At 66.2% G+C, this 19,795-nt stretch carries 13 protein-coding genes; 5 read left to right on the plus strand and 8 right to left on the minus strand.

Annotated features, from left to right (window positions below; translation table 11 throughout):
- Positions 1 to 21: 21 nt before the first annotated feature.
- The 5 genes from C8J45_RS10715 to C8J45_RS10735 form a co-directional block, all read right to left on the minus strand.
- Entirely contained in the window at positions 22 to 798 is a 777-nt protein-coding gene (locus C8J45_RS10715) for an ABC transporter permease (protein ID WP_107963209.1), read from the minus strand.
- Positions 795 to 1,724 (minus strand): ABC transporter ATP-binding protein, encoded by a 930-nt coding sequence (locus C8J45_RS10720; protein WP_107963210.1) that lies wholly within the window; start codon positions 1,722 to 1,724, stop codon positions 795 to 797. The genes C8J45_RS10715 and C8J45_RS10720 overlap by 4 nt, the downstream gene beginning before the upstream one ends.
- A gap of 136 nt (positions 1,725 to 1,860) precedes the next feature.
- Positions 1,861 to 2,571: a DsbA family protein gene (locus tag C8J45_RS10725; protein ID WP_107963211.1), complete on the minus strand. Its 711-nt coding sequence runs from the start codon at positions 2,569 to 2,571 to the stop codon at positions 1,861 to 1,863.
- A complete protein-coding gene (locus C8J45_RS10730; RefSeq protein ID WP_107963212.1) occupies positions 2,568 to 3,923 on the minus strand; it encodes a M48 family metalloprotease in 1,356 nt (451 codons plus the stop codon). The genes C8J45_RS10725 and C8J45_RS10730 overlap by 4 nt, the downstream gene beginning before the upstream one ends.
- 687 nt (positions 3,924 to 4,610) lie before the next feature.
- Positions 4,611 to 7,565 (minus strand): ribonuclease E/G, encoded by a 2,955-nt coding sequence (locus C8J45_RS10735; RefSeq protein ID WP_107963213.1) that lies wholly within the window; start codon positions 7,563 to 7,565, stop codon positions 4,611 to 4,613.
- 552 nt (positions 7,566 to 8,117) lie between these two features.
- Here C8J45_RS10735 and C8J45_RS10740 point away from each other — a divergent pair.
- Positions 8,118 to 9,359 carry an N-acetylmuramoyl-L-alanine amidase gene (locus tag C8J45_RS10740; protein ID WP_107963214.1) on the plus strand — a complete coding sequence of 414 codons (1,242 nt, stop codon included), beginning with the start codon at positions 8,118 to 8,120 and terminating at the stop codon, positions 9,357 to 9,359.
- A 258-nt stretch (positions 9,360 to 9,617) separates the two neighbouring features.
- Positions 9,618 to 11,591, plus strand: a complete 1,974-nt coding sequence (locus C8J45_RS10745) for an OPT family oligopeptide transporter (protein WP_258191407.1) — start codon at positions 9,618 to 9,620, stop codon at positions 11,589 to 11,591.
- 329 nt (positions 11,592 to 11,920) lie between these two features.
- Here the strand turns inward: C8J45_RS10745 and C8J45_RS10750 are convergent, their stop codons facing one another.
- The 3 genes from C8J45_RS10750 to queF form a co-directional block, all read right to left on the minus strand.
- Positions 11,921 to 13,204, minus strand: coding sequence for a glycoside hydrolase family 130 protein (locus C8J45_RS10750; RefSeq protein WP_056051630.1), 1,284 nt, complete (start codon positions 13,202 to 13,204; stop codon positions 11,921 to 11,923).
- 64 nt (positions 13,205 to 13,268) lie between these two features.
- Positions 13,269 to 15,539 carry a glycosyltransferase family 4 protein gene (locus tag C8J45_RS10755; RefSeq protein WP_107963215.1) on the minus strand — a complete coding sequence of 757 codons (2,271 nt, stop codon included), beginning with the start codon at positions 15,537 to 15,539 and terminating at the stop codon, positions 13,269 to 13,271.
- 158 nt (positions 15,540 to 15,697) lie between these two features.
- On the minus strand, positions 15,698 to 16,156 hold the full coding sequence (gene queF / locus C8J45_RS10760; protein WP_056411723.1) for a preQ(1) synthase: 459 nt from the start codon (positions 16,154 to 16,156) through the stop codon (positions 15,698 to 15,700).
- Positions 16,157 to 16,176: 20 nt separating this feature from the next.
- Here queF and C8J45_RS10765 point away from each other — a divergent pair, with 20 nt between their 5' ends.
- From C8J45_RS10765 to metC, 3 genes are read left to right on the plus strand one after another with little or no spacing between them, the layout of a single operon-like run.
- Entirely contained in the window at positions 16,177 to 17,733 is a 1,557-nt protein-coding gene (locus C8J45_RS10765; RefSeq protein ID WP_107963216.1) for a cryptochrome/photolyase family protein, read from the plus strand.
- Positions 17,734 to 17,757: 24 nt separating this feature from the next.
- Positions 17,758 to 18,600: a sulfurtransferase gene (locus C8J45_RS10770; RefSeq protein ID WP_107963217.1), complete on the plus strand. Its 843-nt coding sequence runs from the start codon at positions 17,758 to 17,760 to the stop codon at positions 18,598 to 18,600.
- The gene (metC, locus tag C8J45_RS10775; protein WP_107963218.1) at positions 18,597 to 19,793 is read left to right on the plus strand and encodes a cystathionine beta-lyase; all 1,197 of its coding nucleotides are present in this window, start codon (positions 18,597 to 18,599) and stop codon (positions 19,791 to 19,793) included. The genes C8J45_RS10770 and metC overlap by 4 nt, the downstream gene beginning before the upstream one ends.
- Positions 19,794 to 19,795 lie beyond the last annotated feature (2 nt).

The following is a 19,795-nucleotide window of genomic DNA, read 5'->3' on the forward strand; positions in this document are numbered from 1 at the left end:
CGGGGAAACATGGTTCTTCGGTTAGTTCTTCATTCGCCAGCCGGTTTTGAAGATCCACGCGATCGCGATCAGGCACACCGCCAGGAAGCCCGCCGTCACGGCTAGGCTCACTCCCACCGCGACATCACCCTGCCCGAAGAAGCTCCAGCGGAAGCCGCTGACCAGGTAGACGACCGGGTTGAACAGGCTGAACGTCCGCCACGGCTGGGGCAGCATGTCGATCGAGTAGAACGCGCCGCCGAGGAACGTCAGCGGCGTGATCAGCAGCGCGGGGACGAAGTTCAACTGCTCGAAGCCGTTGGCCCACACGCCGATGATGAACCCGAACAGGCTGAACGCCACGGCCGTGAGGATCAGGAACGCGATCATCGCGAACGGGTGTTCGATGCGGAGCGGCACGAAGAACGAGGCGGTGGCGAGGATGATCAGCCCGAGGATCACCGACTTGGTGGTCGCTGCGCCGACATAGCCGATCACCATCTCCATTGCCGAGACGGGCGCCGACAACAGCTCGTAGATCGTGCCGGTGAATTTGGGGAAGTAAATGCCGATCGACGCGTTCGAGATGCTCTGCGTGAGCAGCGACAGCATGATCAGGCCGGGAACGATGAAGCTGCCATAGCCGACGCCGCCGACCTGCTGCATGCGGCTGCCGATCGCACCGCCGAAGACGATGAAGTAGAGTGACGTCGTTAGGACCGGGGTGACGAGGCTCTGCCACAGAGTGCGCAGCGCGCGCGCCATTTCGAAGCGATAGATCGCCCAGATGCCGTGAGTGTTGATCAGCGAGGGGGTCATGCGCGTTCTCCGACGAGATCGACGAAGATGTCTTCGAGGCTCGACTTGCTGGTTTCGAGATCCTTGAAGCCGATGCCGAGTTCACCGAGTTTGCGCAGCAACGACGGGATGCCGGTGTGATCGGCCTGCGCGTCGAACACGTAGCGGAGGCGCTTGCCATCGTCTTCCAGCGACAGGTCCCAGTCGACGAGTTCCGGGGGGATCGCCATCATCGGGTCCTGGAGCGCGATGTCGAGTTCGCGCTTGCCGAGCTTCTTCATCAGCGACGCCTTGTCGTCGACAAGCAGCAGCTTACCCTTGTTGATGACGCCGACGCGGTCGGCCATTTCCTCGGCTTCCTCGATGTAATGCGTCGTCAGGATGATCGTCGTGCCGCCTTCGCGCAGGCGGTGGACGAGCTTCCACATGTCGCGGCGCAATGCGACGTCGACGCCCGCGGTGGGTTCGTCGAGGAACAGGATCTCGGGTTCGTGCGCGAGCGCCTTGGCGATCAGCACGCGGCGTTTCATCCCGCCGGAGAGTTCGCGGATCTTCGCGTCGCGCTTGTCCCAGAGCGAGAGGTCGCGGAGTACCTGTTCGATGTACGCGCTATGCCCCGAGCGGCCGAACAGGCGGCGGCTGAAGGTGACGGTGGCGAGCACCGTCTCGAACATGTCGACGTTCAGTTCCTGCGGCACGAGGCCGATGCGGCTGCGCGCCTGCTTGTAATCGCGGATCGCGTCGTAGCCGGCGACCTTGATCGTCCCGGCGGACGGCGTGACGATACCGCAGATTATGCTGATCAGCGTCGTCTTGCCCGCGCCGTTGGGGCCGAGGAGGGCGAAGATCTCGCCTTTTTGAATGTCTAGGTCGACTGGGTGGAGGGCAGTGGTGCCGCTCTTGTAGGTCTTGGTGACGCCCGCGATGGACAGGATCGGTTCGGTCATTGGCACCCCTTTTTGTGAGGGGAAGATGGGGGTGGTGGGACGTGAATGATAGGTCTTCCCTCCCCTTCTTGTTCTCCCGCGAAGGCGGGAGCCCAGACTGGGTCCCCGCCTTCGCGGGGAAACAAGGAGAGGAGCGTCAACCGGCGCGGGCGGCTGCCACGGCTTTCTGGAGGTCTTCGAGCGGCAGTGCGCCAGACAGGACCCGGTCGCCGACCACCCAGCTTGGCGTACCGGTCATGCCGAGTTTGGCGGCGGTTTCCATGTTTTTGGCGATCTCGGCGTCGGCGGTCTTGGTGAAGTTCGCCTGCGTCGTGTCGACTCCGGCTTTCCCCGCTGCCGCGGCGATCGAGGCGTCGCTGACGGGGCCGCCGGCGTAGAGTGCGTCGTGGAAGGTGGCGAACTTGCCTTGTTGCGCGGCGGCGAGGCTGGCGCGGGCGGCGATGCGGCTTTCGGCGCTGAGGATCGGGAGTTCGCGGAAGACGACGCGGACTTTCGGGTCGGCGGCGATCAGCTTGGCGATCATCGGCAGGCTCGCGCGGCAATATCCGCAATTGTAATCGAAATACTCGACGAGCGTGACGTCGCCCCTGGGGTTGCCGGCCCAGGCGCTGCCGAACGGCGTGACGATCGCGTCGCGGTTGGCGGTGACCGTCTTGCCCGACTCGCGGTCGCGCAGTTTCTCCATCGCCTCGGGGAGGATCTCGGGGTGCGCCAACACGTAATCGTGGACGATTGCCTCGACCTGCGCGCGCTCCACGCCGCCGCCCTGGCGATCATAGCCCCAGACCGCGAGGCCTCCGAGGACGGCGCCGACAATCGCAATGGCCGGGAATGTAAGTTTGCTCATTTGCGGCGCTTATACTGCTTGGGATTGTCGTCCATCTCGTTCTGCGCGGCCATCGCGATATCCTGCGCGCGGATCCAGTCGGTAGTGTTCGCCGGGATGTTCGCCAGCGCATATTGCGCGCTCGCCGACGCGGTCCGCATGTCGCCGCCCATGCTGGCGCGCTCGGCGGTGGCGAGCGCGGCGCGTGCGGTATCCCCGGTCAGTTCGTAGACGGTGCCGAGCTGCATCCAGGCGAACGGGTTCTGGTCGTCGCGGCCTACTGCGGTGCGCAGGACCCTGGTCGCCTCGGGGTAGTTCGCCTTGTTCTCGGTCGCGATCAGCGCGTGGCCGAAGGTGGTGGCGATCAGCGGATTGTTGCGAGAACCCTCCGTGGCTTCGCGTAGAGGGACCAGCGACTCGGTCGGCTTGCCGGCTTCGAGCAAAATCTGCCCCTTGATCTCGAGGAAATACGGATCGGTGGGCTCGGCCTTTACCAGCGCGTTGGCTTCGGCGTCGGCTTTGTCGGGGTAGCCGGCTTTGTGATACGCGTAGGCGCGGGCGTAGTGCGCGTAGATCGACTGGTTGCTGGGCGGGTAGGCTTGCAGCGTCTGGTCGGCGGGCATGACGTAGCCGGCAAGCTTGGCCTTCACGCGGCGGAAGCGTTCCTCCAGCGCGGCGTCGGGTTTGTTGGCCCAGGCGGGCGAGGCTTGCAGGTCGGCGGTGAGCGTCGCGACGCGTTCCCCGGACAGGGGGTGCGATTGCATGAAGGGATCGATGTTGGCGGTGCCGAAGCGGTATTCCTGCTGCTGCAATTTCTTGAAGAAGCTGAGCATGCCACGGCCGGAGACGTTGGCCTCGCGGAGGAATTTTGCGCCGGTCGCGTCTGCGGTCGATTCCTGGACGCGGCTGAACGAGAGGTAGCTGCCCATCGCCGCCTGCTGGCCTGCCGCCATGATGCCGGCACCTGCCTCGCCGCTGCCGGCCGCCATCGCGGCGAGGCCGAGGACCATCGAGAGCAGGTACATGCCCATTGCCGGCTTGGTGCCGCGATCGGCGAGGACGACGTGGCCGTCGGCGATGTGGCCGAGTTCGTGCGCGATGACGCCCTGGACTTCGTTGGCGTTGTCGGCGGCCTGGATGAGCCCTGAGTGGACATAGACGGTCTGCCCGCCGGCGACGAACGCGTTGATCGATTCGTCGTTGATGAGGACGACCTTCACGTCGCGCGTCGAAAGTCCGGCCGCCTTGATTAGCGGGTTCGACATCTCCGCGAACATGGTTTCGGTCTCGGCGTCGCGGAGGATCGACTGGGCCTGGAGGGGCGTCGTCCAGAGGAGGAGGGCGGTGGCTGCGGCGGCTACTAGGCGCTTCATATTACGGGGTATCGTCGATTGGGGGCGGGGGGGCAATGGTCGTGCGGTCGGGCGTGCGGTGGAGTGAAGTATAGGAAGTGCAGACGCTGGGAGCGGTTTTGCGGGGGTGCGGGGAGTGTGGGGGAGGGGAGCAGGGTTTGGGTGTGTAGGACAGAGGTTTGAGAGGGGCATTATGGGTTGCTGGGGGCGTGTCGTGCTTGTTTCTCTCCCACCGTCATCCCAGCGAAAGCTGGGATCTCCCCGTTTGGCGGGTGTCGCGTGCCATGTGGGATACCCCAGCTTTCGCTGGGGTGACGGGTTTTGGTTTGGGGTGTCGACGGCGCGTTCGAGATAGTTCCGCTAGATAACTACCACCCCGGCGGAGGCCGGGGTCCAATTGGGGGACCGGGCTAACTGAGGGTGGCGCTTCGTTATTGCCACCTTTCCAATTGGGCCCCAGCCTTCGCCGGGGTGGTGGTGGGTGGGGCGAGTTCGGCGTGTTTCACAAAGGCGCTGGAACTCAAACCTCGTACCGCCCGCGTGGCTTGTTCACCCGCGAAGGCGGGTGCCCAGTCTGGGTCCCCGCCTTGGCGGGGAAACATACTTTTGTCGGATGGAGCGTTTCACCGGTAGCTTCGGCGCTTCCCCACAAACAAAAACGGGCGCGGCCTTTCGGTCGCGCCCGTTCTTTGGTCTCAGCGTCCAGGTTTAGCCGAAGGTGCGCTGCCACCAGCCGCGGCGGGGGGCGCCGTCGGGGTCGTCGTTGGCGCCGTCGTTGGTGTCCGAGGTCGCGACGTCCTGGGGCTGGACTTCGGCCTTGGGCGGGGTGGTTGCGATCGGCACGGCGAGGGGCTCGCTGGTCGGGGCGGCATCGCCGGCATCGACCACGGCTGCTTTCCGTGGACGACCGCGGGGCTTGGCGACCTTGGCGGGCGCTTCCTCGACGACCGGCGCTTCAACCGCCGGGGCTTCGACCACTGCGTCCGACGCCTTGCGACGCGCACGCTTGGGCTTCGGCGCCGACGCTTCGATGGTCTCGGCGGGCGTTGCGCTCACCTCGTCCATCGTCGCCTCCGCAACCGCCTCGCGACGGCGACGACCGGTCTTGGGTGCAGCGGGCTCGGCCGCGACGGGCTCCGGAGCGATCGGCGCCGGAACCACGGGTTCCGGTGCAACCGTCTCGGCGTCCGCTTCGACCGCGCGTGGCTTGCGACCACGGCGAGCCTTGGGGGCTGCAGCGGCGACCGCCTCGGCGATGTTCGCCGCTGCGGCTGCCGCACGGGCACGCGGACGACGGCGCATCTTCGGACCCTCGGCGACTTCCGCGACCGGGGTTTCTTCGACCACTGGTTCCAACGCCGGTTCGTAAGGCGGCTCGGCATAGGTCGACTCGACCGGCTCATACGCTTCCGGCTCAGGCGCCTCGGCGATCAGCTGGGCGTCGTCGACGCTGCTGACGGCGACCGACTGGCCGTTCTCGGCGCCCTGCTCGTTGCGGCGACCGCCACGACGTCCCCGACGACCGCGACGACGACGACCTTCGCCCTCTGCGCCATTGGCCTGCTCGGATGGCGCACCAGCCGAGACCATTTCGCCACCGCCGACTTCGACGATGTCGCCCTCGACCTCGTCTATTTCCTCGACGTTGGTGTCGGCGTCCTCGAACGTACCGTCCTCGTTGACGCCCTCTGCGGCACCTTCCTCACCGGGACGTGCACGACCGCGACGACCGCGGCGACGGCGGCGCTTCTTGCCGCCTTCACCGTCCGCATCGCGAGCCTCACGGGGAGCACGCTGCTCGCCATTGCCTTCGCGCGGCTCGCGACGGCGCGGCTGCTCGGCTTCGGCTTCCTCGACTTCCTCTTCCTCGATCTCGTCCTCGATCTCCTCGGGGAGGTCGTCCTCGTCTTCCTCGATGATCTGGACGAACTTCGGCGCGTGCGCAGGCGGCGGGCCGCTGGCCTCGACCGTCATGTGCGCGCCTTCCTCGTCCTGGCCGGGGATGATCTCGACGATCACGCCGTAGCGATCCTCGATCTCGGCGATGTCGGCACGCTTGCGGTTGAGGATGTAGACCGCGGCTTCCTGGCTCGCGCGCAGGGTGAGCAGCGAACCGCGACCGCGGGCGGCCTCGTCTTCGATCAGGCGAAGTGCGGAAATACCCGACGACGATGCGGTGCGGACCAGGCCGGTGCCCTCGCAATGCGGGCAGGCGCGGGTCGAGGCTTCGAGCACGCCGGTGCGGAGGCGCTGGCGGCTCATTTCCATCAGGCCGAACGACGAGATGCGGCCGATCTGGATGCGCGCGCGATCGTTCTTGAGCGCCTCCTTCATCGCCTTCTCGACCTTACGGACGTTGGAATTGTTATCCATGTCGATGAAGTCGATGACGACGAGCCCGGCCATGTCGCGCAGGCGGAGCTGGCGGCCGATTTCCTGGGCTGCCTCGAGGTTGGTCGCGGTCGCGGTCTGCTCGATCGAATGCTCGCGCGTCGACCGGCCGGAGTTGATGTCGATCGAGACGAGCGCCTCGGTCGGGTTGATGACGAGGTAGCCGCCCGACTTCAGCTGGACGACGGGGTGGTACATCGCGGCAAGCTGATCCTCGACGCCGGCGCGCTGGAAGAGCGGCACGGGATCGGCATAATGCTTGATGCGGCGGGCATGCGTCGGCATCAGCAGGCGCATGAACTCGCGCGCCTGGCGATAACCGTCCTCGCCCTCGACGATGACCTCTTCGATTTCCTTGTTGTAGATGTCACGGATCGCGCGCTTGATCAGGTCGCTGTCGCCGTAGACGAGCGCGGGGGCCGACGCCTTGAGCGTGGCTTCGCGGATGCCGTCCCACAGGCGGGCGAGGTAATCGAAGTCGCGCTTGATCTCGACCTTCGAGCGCTGGAGGCCCGCGGTGCGAACGATGCAGCCCATCGACGGCGGCAACTGCATGTCGGCCATGATCGTCTTGAGGCGCTTGCGATCGCCGGCGTTCGAAATCTTTCGCGAGATGCCGCCGCCGTGCGACGTGTTCGGCATCAGCACGCAGTAGCGACCAGCGAGGCTCAGGTACGTGGTCAGCGCCGCGCCCTTGTTGCCGCGCTCCTCCTTGACGACCTGGACGAGCAGCACCTGGCGGCGATGGATCACGTCCTGGATCTTGTAGCGGCGGCGCAGGTTCATGCGGCGCTCGCGCAGGTCCTCGACCGCGGCATCGTCGGCGCTCGGCTTGCGCTTGCGACGGGGGGCTTCACCCGCTTCGCCGCCTTCGAGCTCCTCGGCGACGTCGGGATCTACCCCGCCATCGTCCTCGAAGCGCTCGATGTCGTCCTCGTCGTCACCCTCTTCGTCGTCCGAGTCGTAGTCGGCGCGAAGTGCTGCCTCCTCGGCGGCGTGCTCTGCTTCTTCACGGAGCAGCGCGTCGCGATCTTCCTTGGGGATCTGGTAGTAATCGGGGTGGATCTCGCTGAATGCGAGGAAGCCGTGGCGATTGCCGCCGTAATCGATGAACGCCGCCTGGAGCGACGGCTCGACCCGCGTGACCTTGGCGAGGTAGATATTGCCCTTGAGCTGCTTGCGTTCGGCACTCTCGAAATCGAATTCCTCGATCCGGTTACCCTTGACGACTGCGATCCGGGTCTCTTCCCGGTGGCGTGCGTCGATCAGCATGCGCGTTGTCATTATAGATTCTCCGCGCGCGCGCCGGGCCTGTCGGCAGCCGTCGCGCGCTTGATGGTGGGGCGGTCGGGCACGGACGCCCGGACTCGCGGATGGTGTGCGAAACTGCCTCTGCGCGAAGTGCATGCCGCGGGAACTCTCCCTGCGGCGCCCGCACGACCGCGAGTCCGTCGGCGAAGGCCGGTCGGAGTGCGGGGCGGGGGGAATGCGTCATTCGAGCGTCAACCTGAATTGCCGCGCCGGCGAGAATCCGCTGGCGGGCGTCGAGACCGGCGCGTCGCTGGTAAAAACTAGGCGACACACGGCTGTACGACAGGACTAGCACTGCATACCCGATCCCGCAACTAGCCCCGGAACCGTCGCTTTCGAGGGCGTTTCGGCTCGAAATAGGGGCAGCGAGGCGCAGACTTGCCGGGGCGGCAGAGCCTTGCCGGCAAATACATGGCAAACGGCAAATTAACCGCACTGCGCAACCGCGTCTTGTGATGCGAGGCGCTATCGCTCGCTCACAGAGATCGGATGTATCGATCAAAGGGGTGTAGCATGGGTTTTCGCTGGACCGGCGGCAGGGCCGCACGGCAAGGACGCGAGGTGTTGACGGTCATCGCCCTCATCGCCGGCTGGCTGGCGAGCGTCCCCGCCTGGGCGGCGACCGTGCAGAGCGTCGCGATCAGGGACGGGCGGATCGTCATCCGCTTCGACGAGGCGGTCGGCGATGCCGCCAGCCGCGTGCTCACGGGGCCGCGCCAGATCGCGGTCGACGTGTCGGGCGCTACGCCGGGCCGCGAGGTCGCCGGGCGCGGGCTGGTCACCGGCGTCACGCAGATGCGCAGCGGACGGTCGGGGATGCGGATGGTGTTCGATCTGGCCGAGCCGGCGATCGTGACCGATGGCGGGTTCGACTCCGACGGGCGCGAGCTGACGCTGGCGTTGCGCACGGTCGATTACGACCAGTTCGCGGAAGCCGGCATCGCCGGGCCGCTGAACTTCTTTCCGTTCAATTTCGGGGCTGCGTCGCGGCCCAAGTACAAGGTGTCGGTGCCGGTGCCGCCCAAGGCGCGGGGCATGAAATTGCCACGCGTGCAGGGCGACGACACGCGGCCGCTCGTCGTGATCGATGCGGGGCATGGCGGTGTCGATCCGGGCGCGATCGGGCCGAACGGGCTGCGCGAGAAGGACGTGACGCTGAAGGTCGCCAAGGCGATCCGCGACGAGTTGCTCGCATCGGGGCGCGTGCGCGTGGCGCTGACGCGGAACGACGACCGCTATCTGATCTTGCGCGAGCGGTATGGGGTTGCTCGGCGGTTGAAGGGCGATCTGTTCATCTCGATCCATTGTGACAGCACCGGTTCCGAAAACGCGACCGGCGCGACGGCGTACACGTTGTCGGAGGTGGCGTCGGACAAGGAGGCGGCGCGGCTGGCGGCGCGCGAGAACAAGGCGGACGTGATCTCGGGGGTGAACCTTGGCGAGGCGCCCGCGGACGTGTCGTCGATCCTGATCGACCTGACGCAACGCGAGACGATGAACGCCTCGGCGACGTTCGCGCGGCTGCTCGGACGTGAGGCCAGGCCGTTGATGCCGTTGAAGGCGAACTTCCACCGGATGGCGTCGCTGATGGTGCTGAAGGCGCCGGACATGCCGTCGATCCTGTTCGAGACGGGGTATATCTCGAACCCGCAGGATGCGGCGTTTCTCGACAGCGAAGAGGGGCGGCACCGGATCGCGGAGAGCGTCACGCGGGCGGTCGAGGTGCATTTCGCGCGGCGGATGGCGGCGCGGTAAAGCCGGACATAGGTCGAGGCAATTAGCCCGCCCCTTCAGGGGAGGGGTTGGGGTGGGGGTTCACCAGCAGCGATGCGCTCGTGGAGGAACCCCACCCCCGGCCCCTCCCCTGAAGAGGGAGGGGGGAAGTGGAGACGATCGCCGTGGCGCCAGCGCTCATGCAAGTGCTGGTCCGACGCCATGCGGTGATGCGTAGGGCGGTTTCCTCCCGCCCCACATCATGCCACAAGTCGCCCAAATTGCTTTGAGGCTGACCAGATGACCGACGCGACGCGGGGCGTAACCGACACGGGCCCCGAGACCAGCATGCGCGAGCTGACGTTTCGCGGGATCGTGCTCGGCGGGATCATCACGCTGCTGTTCACGGCGGCCAACGTCTATCTCGGACTCAAGATCGGGCTGACGTTCGCGACGTCGATCCCGGCCGCGGTGATCTCGATGGCGGTGCTGCGGCTGTTCAAGGATTCGACGATCCTCGAGAACAACATTGTCCAGACGATCGCGTCTGCCGCGGGCACGCTGGCGGCGATCATCTTCGTGCTGCCGGGGCTCGTGATGATCGGCTGGTGGCAGGGCTTTCCGTTCTTCACCACCGCGGCGATCACGATGTTCGGCGGCGTGCTCGGCGTGCTGTTCTCGGTGCCGCTGCGCAGAGCGCTCGTCGTCGACACCGTGCTGCCGTACCCTGAGGGCCGTGCAGCTGCTGAGGTGCTCAAGGTCGGCGCGGGTAGTCGCGAAGGCGGCGAGGAGAGCGCGCGCGGGCTCGGCATCATCGTCGCCAACGCCGTCGTATCGGCCGGGTTCGCGATCCTCACGCAGACCAAGCTCGCCGCCGCGGAGGCCGCGACGTGGTTCCGCGTCGGCGCGGGTGCGACCGGGATTTCGGGCGGGCTGTCGTTCGCGTTGCTCGGCGCGGGGCATCTGGTCGGCATCTCGGTCGGCATGGCGATGTTCGCGGGCGTGGTGATCGGCTGGTGGATCCTGCTGCCGATCCTGACCTCGGGCGGGAGCGTCACCGGGACCGCCGAGGTGATCGCCAACACCGTGTTCCGCTCGGACGTCCGCTTCTTCGGGGCAGGCGTAATCGGTGTCGCGGCGATCTGGACGTTGCTGAAGATCGCCGGGCCGGTGGTCGGCGGCGTCCGCTCGGCGTTGGCGGCATCGGCGGCCAAGCGTGGCGGCGAAGTGTTGGCGCTGGAAGAACGCGACATTCCGATCGGGATCGTTGGGATCGGTTCGCTGGCGATGCTGGTGCCGATCGGCATCCTGCTCTGGACGGTGTTGCAGGGTGGTCCGCTGGAGGCGTCGGCGATCGGGCTGATCGCGGGGAGCCTTGTGTTCATCCTCGTCATCGGCCTCGTGATCGCGGCGGTCTGCGGGTACATGGCGGGGCTGATCGGTGCGTCGAATTCGCCGGTGTCGGGGATCGGCATCCTCGCGATTCTCGCGGCGTCGATCCTGCTGGTGTCGTGGTTCGGCCGTGCTGTCGAGCCGGGGACGACGCAGGCGTTGGTCGCCTACGGGCTGATCGTGACGGGCATCGTGTTCGGGGTCGCGACGATCTCGAACGACAATCTCCAGGATCTGAAGACGGGCCAGCTGGTCGGCGCGACGCCGTGGAAGCAGCAGGTTGCGTTGCTGATCGGCGTGGTGTTCGGGTCGATCGTTGTGCCGCCGGTGTTGAACTTGCTCGGGAGCACGCTCGGGTTTGCGGGTGCGCCGGGGGCGGGGCCGAATGCGCTGGCGGCGCCTCAGGCGGCGTTGATCTCGGCGCTCGCGAAGGGCGTGCTGGGGGGGAACCTCAACTGGGCGATGATCGGGTATGGGGCGCTGACTGGCGTGGTTGTGATCGCGGTCGATGAATTGCTCGGCAAGGCGGGGAAGCTGCGGTTGCCGCCTCTGGGGGTCGGGCTCGGCGTGTATCTGCCGATGTCGGTGACGTTGCCGGTGACGATCGGGGCGGTCGTGGGGTTTGCTTACGATCGCTGGGCGGACCGCGCGCGCGATCCCGAGTTGGCGAAGCGGATGGGTGTGCTGACGGCTACCGGGATGATCGTCGGAGAGTCCTTGTGGGGCGTTGGCTTTGCGGGGATCGTGTACCTTACCAACAAGGAGACGCCGTTGGCGTTGGTTGGGGATGGGTTTGCTAGCGTGGCGCTGGTTGGCGGGACGCTGCTGTTCGCGGTGCTGACGTGGGTGATGTACCGGCGGACAATGGCGGCTTCGCGGTAGGCGCGTGCCCTCACCCTTCCCACCCGGCAAGCGCCGGGCGGGCCCCTTCCCTCTCCCCGAGGGGAGAGGGGGTAAGTGAGCTTGTTTCCCCGCGAAGGCGGGGATCCAGACTGGGCTCCCGCCTTCGCGGGAGAACAAGATTGGGTTGGGACCTTGGCCTAGTCGACCACCCCGGCGAAGGCCGGGGCCCAATTGGAAAGGTGGGCGTAACGGAGCGCAGTTCGCCGTTATTTGCGTCCCCCAATTGGGCCCCGGCCTTCGCCGGGGTGGTGCTTACGCAGGGACGGTGTTTACGCGTGGGAGAAGGATGGCGTCCGTCTGGCCCCCCCTCACTTCATCGCGGCAAGCATGTCCTTGATCGGCACGAACGCGAAGCCCACCGAGCTGTCGGCGATCCCGTACGGCATGAAGATCGTATCCCCATGCTTCAGCGCGCCGCAGCTGTAGACCACGTTGGGCACATAGCCCTCGCGGTCCTGGTCCTTCGCCGCCAGGATCGGCTGGCTCGTCCGGCCGATCACCTTCGACGGATCGTCCTTGTCGAGCAGCACCGCGCCGATCGAATACTTCCGCATCGCGCCGACGCCGTGCGTCAGCAGCAGCCAGCCCTCGTCGAGCTCGATCGGCGGGCCGCAATTGCCGATCTGCACCAGCTCCCACGGATATTCCGGCGTCAGGATCTTCTCGCCGTCGTCCCAGTCGGTCAGCGTGTCGGACTTGAGCAGGAACAGGTTTTCGCCGTCCTGCCGGCCGATCATCATGTACTGGCCGTTCACCTTCCGCGGGAAGAGCGCCATGCCCTTGTTGCGCGCGGCCGGGCCGGTCATCGGCACGAGGTCGAACGCGCGAAAATCGCGGGTGCGCATCAGTTCCGACTGGATCACCGAGCCGTTATACGCGGTGTAGGTGCCGATCCACTCGTAATCGCCGTCCTCGTGCTGGAAGCGGACGATGCGCAGATCCTCGAGGCCCTTCGACTGCGCCTGCGTGATCGGGAAGATCACCGTGCCGCTGAGCGTGCTGTCGCGGTGGCGATAGACGGTGACCGGGCCGATCGGCATCTCGTCCTCGCCGCTGCCGACCGCATCCGTCGCGGTCGCGAACGGGGGCTCGGGCGCAAGCTTCATCTGGTTTTCGCAGGTGATGATGCCTTCGCGGAACGCCACCGACGAGATGTGACCCTCGCCGACCGCCCGCAGGCTCATCAGGATGCGCATCGAGCCCGGCGGCATGCCCGACTGGTCGAAATGCGGCACCGCGCTGGGGTTCATCAGCGCGGCGGCGGCATAGCTGTATTCGTGGCAGAAATACGCACCGATCAGCTGGCGCTTCTCGTCGCCGATCTCCGCGCCGTTCAGCCCGAGCATGTCCTCGATCTGGTCGTAGCGCGTCATAAACACGCGCCGCGTCTGCCAGTGGCGTGCCTCGAAATCCTTCAGCACGACCTCGAGCTGCGCGCGCGCCTGTGCGGGCGACATCTCCAGGACTTCGCCGACGAGCCGCTCGGTGCGGCTCGGTGCGCCGCCATGACCGCCCCAGGCGATATGGAACGGCCGCACGACGACACGCGAAGGGTCCGCGTGCAGCCGCAGCTGGTGGTTGAACAGATCCATCGTAGCAGTGCCCCGCGTCGTTCCACTCAGCGCACCGTCGCCTGTCAGGCTGTCACCAGCGTGGCTAGGCGACGACGCGCGCCGCTCCTGCCACGCTTTGCGCTGCCTTTGATACCCCTGAAATGGCACAACTTGCGAGTTGGAGCGCCAAAATCGACTCGGCACCCTGGTTTCGGTTGAGCCCGGTCGGCATCAGGCCGTCATAGCAACCGCCATCCGCAACGCTCGCCAGCGGCAGGTCGAGGTCGTTGACGCCGAGGAACCACCCGTAGGCGCGCAACGCCTCGTCACGCCAGCGCACGTCGCCGGTCGCGTTGTACGCAGCAGCGCACGCGTCCACGGTCGCCTGCGCCTCCAGCGGCTGCTGGTCGAACTGCAACGGCTCCGCATAGGGCCGGTTGAAGCTCTCCGACCCGACCGCGCGGAAGCGACCCTCCGGCGAAGTCTGCTTGGCGACGATCCAGTCGAGCGTGGCGAGGCCGCACTCGATCAGGTCCTGACGCCCGAGCGCCTGGCCTGCGCGGATCAGCGCCTGCGGGAGGCGCGTATTGTCGTAGGCGAGGACGATCTCGAACCACTGCCATTCCGGACGGCGCGCCTTGGCGAGCAGGTCAAGATGGACCTTGGGGAACGCTTCGAGGATCGACAGCGACAGCTGGTGACCGGGCTTGGCCTCCAGCATCGCCGCTGCGCCAAGCATCGCGAACGCCTGCGCACGAAGGCTGCCGAGTTCCAATGCCATCGATGCGGTCGAATCGAACATCGCCGTCGCCCAATCGCGGTGTTTGGCGGCCTGCGCATCGCGCGCGGTGACGCCGAGCGACCAGAGCGTGCGGCCGTTCGAATCCTCCGAGCCCGAATCCTCGCACCAGGTGCGATCGAAGTTCATGAAGTTGCGGAACCGGCGCGTGTCCGGGTTCCAGGCGTATTGCACGAACGACGCATAGATCGTCATCCACTTGTCGCGGGTGACGTCGTCGAGATCGGGCAGCGCGCTCATCAGCATCAGCGCGCGGCAGTTATCGTCGATGCAGTAGCCGTGGCGACGATCGGGGATCGAATAGATCGAATGCTGGAGCATGCCAGTCGAATCACTCATGCGCTCGACCGCGGCGAAATCAGGCGTCAGCTGCTTCAGCGGGGCTGGCACCTTGGCGAGGCGAAAAGGGCGCGCCGCCACGATCGCACGGATCTCCGTCATCATCGCTTCGGCGAGCTTCGGCCAGATCATCGTGCGGCCGCGCGCATAGGCACGCTCGGCCAGACGGTTGCGATCGCGGTCATTCGACATCAGCGCGTCGATCTCGCGTGCGAACGCGTCGACGTCGCCGAACGGGACGAGCACGCCGTGGCCATCCGCGAGGATCTCGGTCGCATGCACGTACGGCGTCGAGATGACGGGCTTGCCGACGCCGATCGCGTAGCTGAGCGTGCCCGACGTGATCTGCGCGGGGTTGGTATAGGGCGTCACATAAACGTCCGACGCCTGGAGATAATCGAGTAGTTCGCCATGATCGAGGAAGGCATCGACGAACGAGACGTTGTCGGCGACGCCCTTCTCTGCGGCGAGCGCCTTCAGCTTGTCGCGGTACTTCTCGCCCTCGTACGCGACGAGGTTCGGGTGGGTCGCGCCGAGCACGACGTACAGCAGGTCGGGATGCTTCGCGATCACCGCGGGCAGCGCGTTGATGACCGTCTCGATCCCCTTGTTGGGGGCGAGCAGGCCGAACGTCAGCATGACCTTCCGCCCTTCCCAGCCGAACTTGTCCTTCAGCGCGGCCGGATCGAGCAGGTCGCGATCGGGCACGCCGTGCGGGATCATGACGATCTGGCGCGAATTGGCGCCGTAGACGCGTTGGAGAATGTCGCGGCCACGCTCGGCCATCACGATCACGCGAGCGGCGCGACGCAGCAGGCCTTCGAGCACGCGGCGCTCGTCGGCATTGGGCTTTTCGAGGATCGTGTGCAGCGTGACGATGACCGGCAGCGTCGTGCGATCGAGCAGCGCGAGGATGTGCTCGCCGGCCGGGCCACCGAAGATGCCGTATTCGTGCTGGAGCCAGATCGCCTGCGCGCCGCTGGCCTCGATCTTCCGCGCGGTGTCGATATAGGCGGACAGATCGGGCTCGGGGATCGTGCCCGTGACTTCGGCCGGGTAGTCGTATTTGCCGGGGTGATCGTCCATCGCGTAGACGTCGACGGCGATCTCGGGGAAGCGCGCGCGCATGGCCGTGAAAACGTCGGTCGTGAAGGTGGCGATGCCACACTGTCTCGGCAGGAAATTACCGATCAGCGCCAGTCGCGCGATATTCCCACCGTCCGCCGGTTTCACCATACCCTGTCCCTCGTTTGAGCGCGCACTTCTGGGAGAACCCGGTCGCGCATCCATTTGAACGGTTCAGGTAGCATAAAGTTTCATCACATACTGCAGTGCAGCACGGGAATAATATCAATCTAAATCAAATCGATATTTCGCGTCGTCGTCCTGGGCCCTCAACCGCGACCGCGATACGAGGCGACTCCCTGGTCCGGGAGCCACAGATCTTGCGGCGGTGCACTCGATTGCCAGAACACGTCGATCGGAATTCCGCCGCGCGGATACCAATAGCCGCCGATGCGCAGCCACACCGGCTTCATCTCGTCGAACAGGCGCTCGCCGATGCCGACGGTGCAATCCTCGTGGAACCCGGCATGGTTGCGGAAGCTGCTCAGGAAAAGTTTCAGCGACTTGGATTCGACGATCGTCTCGCCGGGGACGTAGTCGATGACGAGGTGCGCGAAGTCGGGCTGGCCGGTGACGGGGCACAGCGACGTGAACTCGGGCGCCGCGAACCGCACGAGATACGTCCGGCCCGGCCGCGGGTTCGGAACATAATCGAGCACGGCCTCTTCTGGAGAGGCGGGGAGGGCGCTGTTCTGGCCGAGATGCAATGGGTTCTGGGGAGCGGTCATGTGCCGCCATGTAGGATGCGATGACGCGCAAGAAAACCACACTCGTACCGATCCTCGGCGACCAGCTCACGATCGACCTGGCCTCGCTGCGGGACTGTGATCCCGAAACCACGATCGCGCTGATGATGGAGGTCGACGAGGAGACGACCTATGTCCGCCACCACAAGCGCAAGATCGCGTATATCCTGTCGGCGATGCGGCACCACGCCGAGGCGCTGCGCGAGGCCGGGTGGACGGTCGAATACACACAGCTCGACGACCCCGACAATGCGGGCAGCTTCACCGGCGAGATCGCGCGGGCGGTCGAGCGGCATGACCCCGAGCGGATCGTCGTCACCGAGGGTGGCGAGTGGCGCGTGATGGCGATGCTCGAAAGCTGGGAGACGCTGTTCGGCATCCCCGTCGAGATCTGCAGCGATGATCGTTTCCTTGCCAGCCATGCCGATTTCGAGACGTGGGCGGCGGAGCGGAAGTCGCTGACGATGGAGTGGTTCTATCGCCAGATGCGGACGCGCACCGGGCTGTTGATGACCGCTGGCAAGCCCGAGGGCGATCGCTGGAACTTCGACAAGGAGAACCGGAAGCCCGCCAAGAACGACCTGCTGATGCCGCGCCCGCTGGTGTTCAAGCCGGATGCGATCACGCGCGACGTGCTGATGCTGGTGGCGGAGCGGTTCGCCGATCATCCGGGGAGCCTCGACGGGTTCGAGTATGCCGTGACCGCAAAGGATGCGGAGCGGCAGGCGGCGAACTTCTTCCGCCACGCGCTTGCGCAGTTCGGCGACTACGAGGACGCGATGCTCACCGGCGAGCGGCATCTGTGGCACTCGATCCTGTCGCCGTACATCAATTCGGGGCTGCTCGATCCGCTCGACCTGTGCCGGCGCGCGGAGGCGGAATATCGCGCCGGTCGTGCGCCGCTCAACGCAGTCGAGGGGTATATCCGGCAGATCATCGGCTGGCGGGAGTATATGCGCGGCATCTACTGGCGCGAGGGGCCGGAGTACGTCGAACGCAACTTCCTCGATCACCACCGCGAGTTGCCCGGCTGGTACTGGACCGGCGAGACCGACATGCACTGCCTGCGCGAGGCGATCGGCCAGACGCTGGAGACGGCACACGCGCATCATATCCAGCGGCTGATGGTGACGGGCAATTTCGCGCTGCTGATCGGCGCGGACCCGGCCAAGGTGCACCTCTGGTATCTGGAGGTGTATGTCGACGCGTATGAATGGGTCGAGCTGCCCAATACGCTGGGGATGAGCCAGTTCGGCGATGGCGGCTTGTTGGGGTCTAAGCCGTATATCTCGTCGGGGGCTTATATCGACCGGATGTCCGATTACTGCGGGACGTGCCGGTACAATGTGAAGCAGCGGATCGGGCCCGATGCGTGCCCGTTCAACGCGCTGTACTGGGATTTCCTCGCGCGGCACGAGGACAAGCTGGGGCGCAACAACCGGCTGGCGATGCCGTATCGCAACTGGGCGAAACAGTCCGAGGCGGACCGCGAGGCGACGCGTGCGCAGGCGGAGGGGTTCCTTGCCTCCCTCGACGCGAGCGGCCCGGCTGGCTACTGACCGATCGAGCACAAGGAGCCGCATATGGACGCGTTGGTAAGCACCGAATGGCTGGCGAACGAACTGGGCGCGGCATCAGGCTTGGGCGATCTGCGGATCGTCGACGCGACCTACGCCGAGGGCCGCGATGCGGCGGCGAAGTATGAGGCGGCGCACATCCCCGGCGCGGTGTTCATGAACCTCAGCGAGTTGCGCGATACCGACAGCGACCTGCCGAATACTCTGCCCTCGGCGGAGAAGTTCGCGAGCCGGATGCAGACGCTGGGGCTCGGCGATGGCAGCCGGATCGTGCTGTACGACAGCTCGCCCTGGCATACCGCCGCGCGGGCGTGGTGGATGCTCAGGCTGTTCGGCGCGCACAACGTCGCGATCCTTGATGGCGGGTTCGCCAAGTGGCAGGCCGAGGGGCGCGAGATCGCGACGGGGAAAGAGACGCCGCGGCATCGGCACTTCACGACCTGGGCGGACCTGAAGGGCGTGCGCGATCTCGACCAGATGAAGGCGAACGTTGCAAGCGGGGCGGAGCAGGTGCTCGACGCGCGCTCTGCGACGCGCTTCATCGGCGCTGAGCAAGACCCGCGGCCGGGCACCGCGCCGGGGCATATTCCGGGCTCGAAGAATTTGCCGCAAGGCGCGGTGTTCAATGCGGACGGGACGTGGAAGACGGGTGACGCGTTGAAAGCCGAATTCGATAAGGCTGGCATCGACCTGGCGAAGCCGATCGTGATGACCTGCGGCTCGGGCATCACCGCGTCGGTACTGGCGTTCGGCGCGCACCTGCTCGGTAACGACGCGGCGCTGTACGACGGCAGCTGGTCCGAATGGGGCGGCGATCCCGAGACACCAAAGGCGACAGGCACAGCATGAGCGATACGAACAAGCCCGTCGGCGACGCGACCAAGGTCGTCCTCGCGGGCCGTCGCCCTGAGTGGACGCAGGGAATCGTCAGCCCACCGGTCTGGCGCGCCTCGACGATCCTGTACGATTCGGTCGGCCATCTCCGCGACAGCGCGACGCGCGATACGCATCACCGGCTGTTCTACGGGCGGAAGGGCACGCCGACGCAGTGGAGCCTCGCTGACGCGCTGACCTCGCTCGAGCCCGGCGCGGAGGGGACGTTCCTCTATTGCTCGGGCGTCGCGGCGATCGCGGCGGCCCTGCTGTCTGTGCTGTCGCCCGGCGACGAACTGCTGCTGGTCGACAGCGCCTACGACCCGACGCGTGGGCTGGCGGGCGGGCTGCTCAAGCGGTTCGGGATTACCACGCGCTATTACGACCCGATGATCGGTGCGGGCATCGCCGACCTCATCGGCGAAAATACGCGGGCGATCTTCATGGAAAGCCCCGGTTCACTGAGCTTCGAGGTGCAGGACGTCCCCGCGATCGTCGCCGCCGCGAAGGCGAGGGGAGTGACGACGTTGCTCGACAACACCTGGGCGACCCCGCTGTTCTTCCCCGCGATCGAGCGCGGCGTCGACCTGACGATCCTCGCGGGCACCAAGTACGTCGTCGGTCATTCGGACGTCATGCTCGGCTCGGTCACCGCCGCGCCCGGCCATTTCAAGAAGCTCCGCGAGACGAGTTTCCAGCTCGGTCAGGTCGCGAGCCCCGACGATTGCTGGCTCGGCAGCCGGGGCTTGCGCACGATGGCGGTCCGCCTCGCGCAACACCAGTCGAGCGCGCTCACCATCGCCAAATGGCTGCAATCGCGGCCCGAAGTCGCGCAGGTGCTCCACCCCGCACTCCCGGATTGCCCTGGGCACGATTTATTCGTGCGCGACTTCAAGGGCTCCAGCGGGCTCTTCTCGTTCGTCCTCAACGGCGGTGACGAAGCGTCCCGCGCCGCCCTGATCGATACCCTGCAACTGTTCGGCATCGGCTATAGCTGGGGCGGTTTCGAAAGCCTCGCCATCCCCGCCGACCCGCACCGCTACCGCAGCGTCACCAAGCGCGAAGCCGCCGGCCCGATGGTCCGCCTCCAGATCGGCCTCGAAGACCCCGCCGACCTGATCGCCGATCTCGAAGCCGGGCTCGCCGCCTTCTCTGCCGCAAAGGTCTAGAC

Source organism: Sphingomonas sp. PP-CE-3G-477, from assembly GCF_003050745.1.
GTDB lineage: Bacteria > Pseudomonadota > Alphaproteobacteria > Sphingomonadales > Sphingomonadaceae > Sphingomonas.

Coding starts and splice junctions, on each gene's coding strand:
- metC (WP_107963218.1), top strand. CDS start 18,597: ATGAGCGATACGAACAAGCCCGTCGGCGACGCGACCAAGGTCGTCCTC.
- C8J45_RS10750 (WP_056051630.1), bottom strand. CDS start 13,204: ATGGATCTGTTCAACCACCAGCTGCGGCTGCACGCGGACCCTTCGCGT.
- queF (WP_056411723.1), bottom strand. CDS start 16,156: ATGACCGCTCCCCAGAACCCATTGCATCTCGGCCAGAACAGCGCCCTC.
- C8J45_RS10755 (WP_107963215.1), bottom strand. CDS start 15,539: ATGGTGAAACCGGCGGACGGTGGGAATATCGCGCGACTGGCGCTGATC.
- C8J45_RS10745 (WP_258191407.1), top strand. CDS start 9,618: ATGACCGACGCGACGCGGGGCGTAACCGACACGGGCCCCGAGACCAGC.
- C8J45_RS10725 (WP_107963211.1), bottom strand. CDS start 2,571: ATGAGCAAACTTACATTCCCGGCCATTGCGATTGTCGGCGCCGTCCTC.
- C8J45_RS10770 (WP_107963217.1), top strand. CDS start 17,758: ATGGACGCGTTGGTAAGCACCGAATGGCTGGCGAACGAACTGGGCGCG.
- C8J45_RS10715 (WP_107963209.1), bottom strand. CDS start 798: ATGACCCCCTCGCTGATCAACACTCACGGCATCTGGGCGATCTATCGC.
- C8J45_RS10740 (WP_107963214.1), top strand. CDS start 8,118: ATGGGTTTTCGCTGGACCGGCGGCAGGGCCGCACGGCAAGGACGCGAG.
- C8J45_RS10735 (WP_107963213.1), bottom strand. CDS start 7,565: ATGCTGATCGACGCACGCCACCGGGAAGAGACCCGGATCGCAGTCGTC.
- C8J45_RS10765 (WP_107963216.1), top strand. CDS start 16,177: ATGACGCGCAAGAAAACCACACTCGTACCGATCCTCGGCGACCAGCTC.
- C8J45_RS10720 (WP_107963210.1), bottom strand. CDS start 1,724: ATGACCGAACCGATCCTGTCCATCGCGGGCGTCACCAAGACCTACAAG.
- C8J45_RS10730 (WP_107963212.1), bottom strand. CDS start 3,923: ATGAAGCGCCTAGTAGCCGCCGCAGCCACCGCCCTCCTCCTCTGGACG.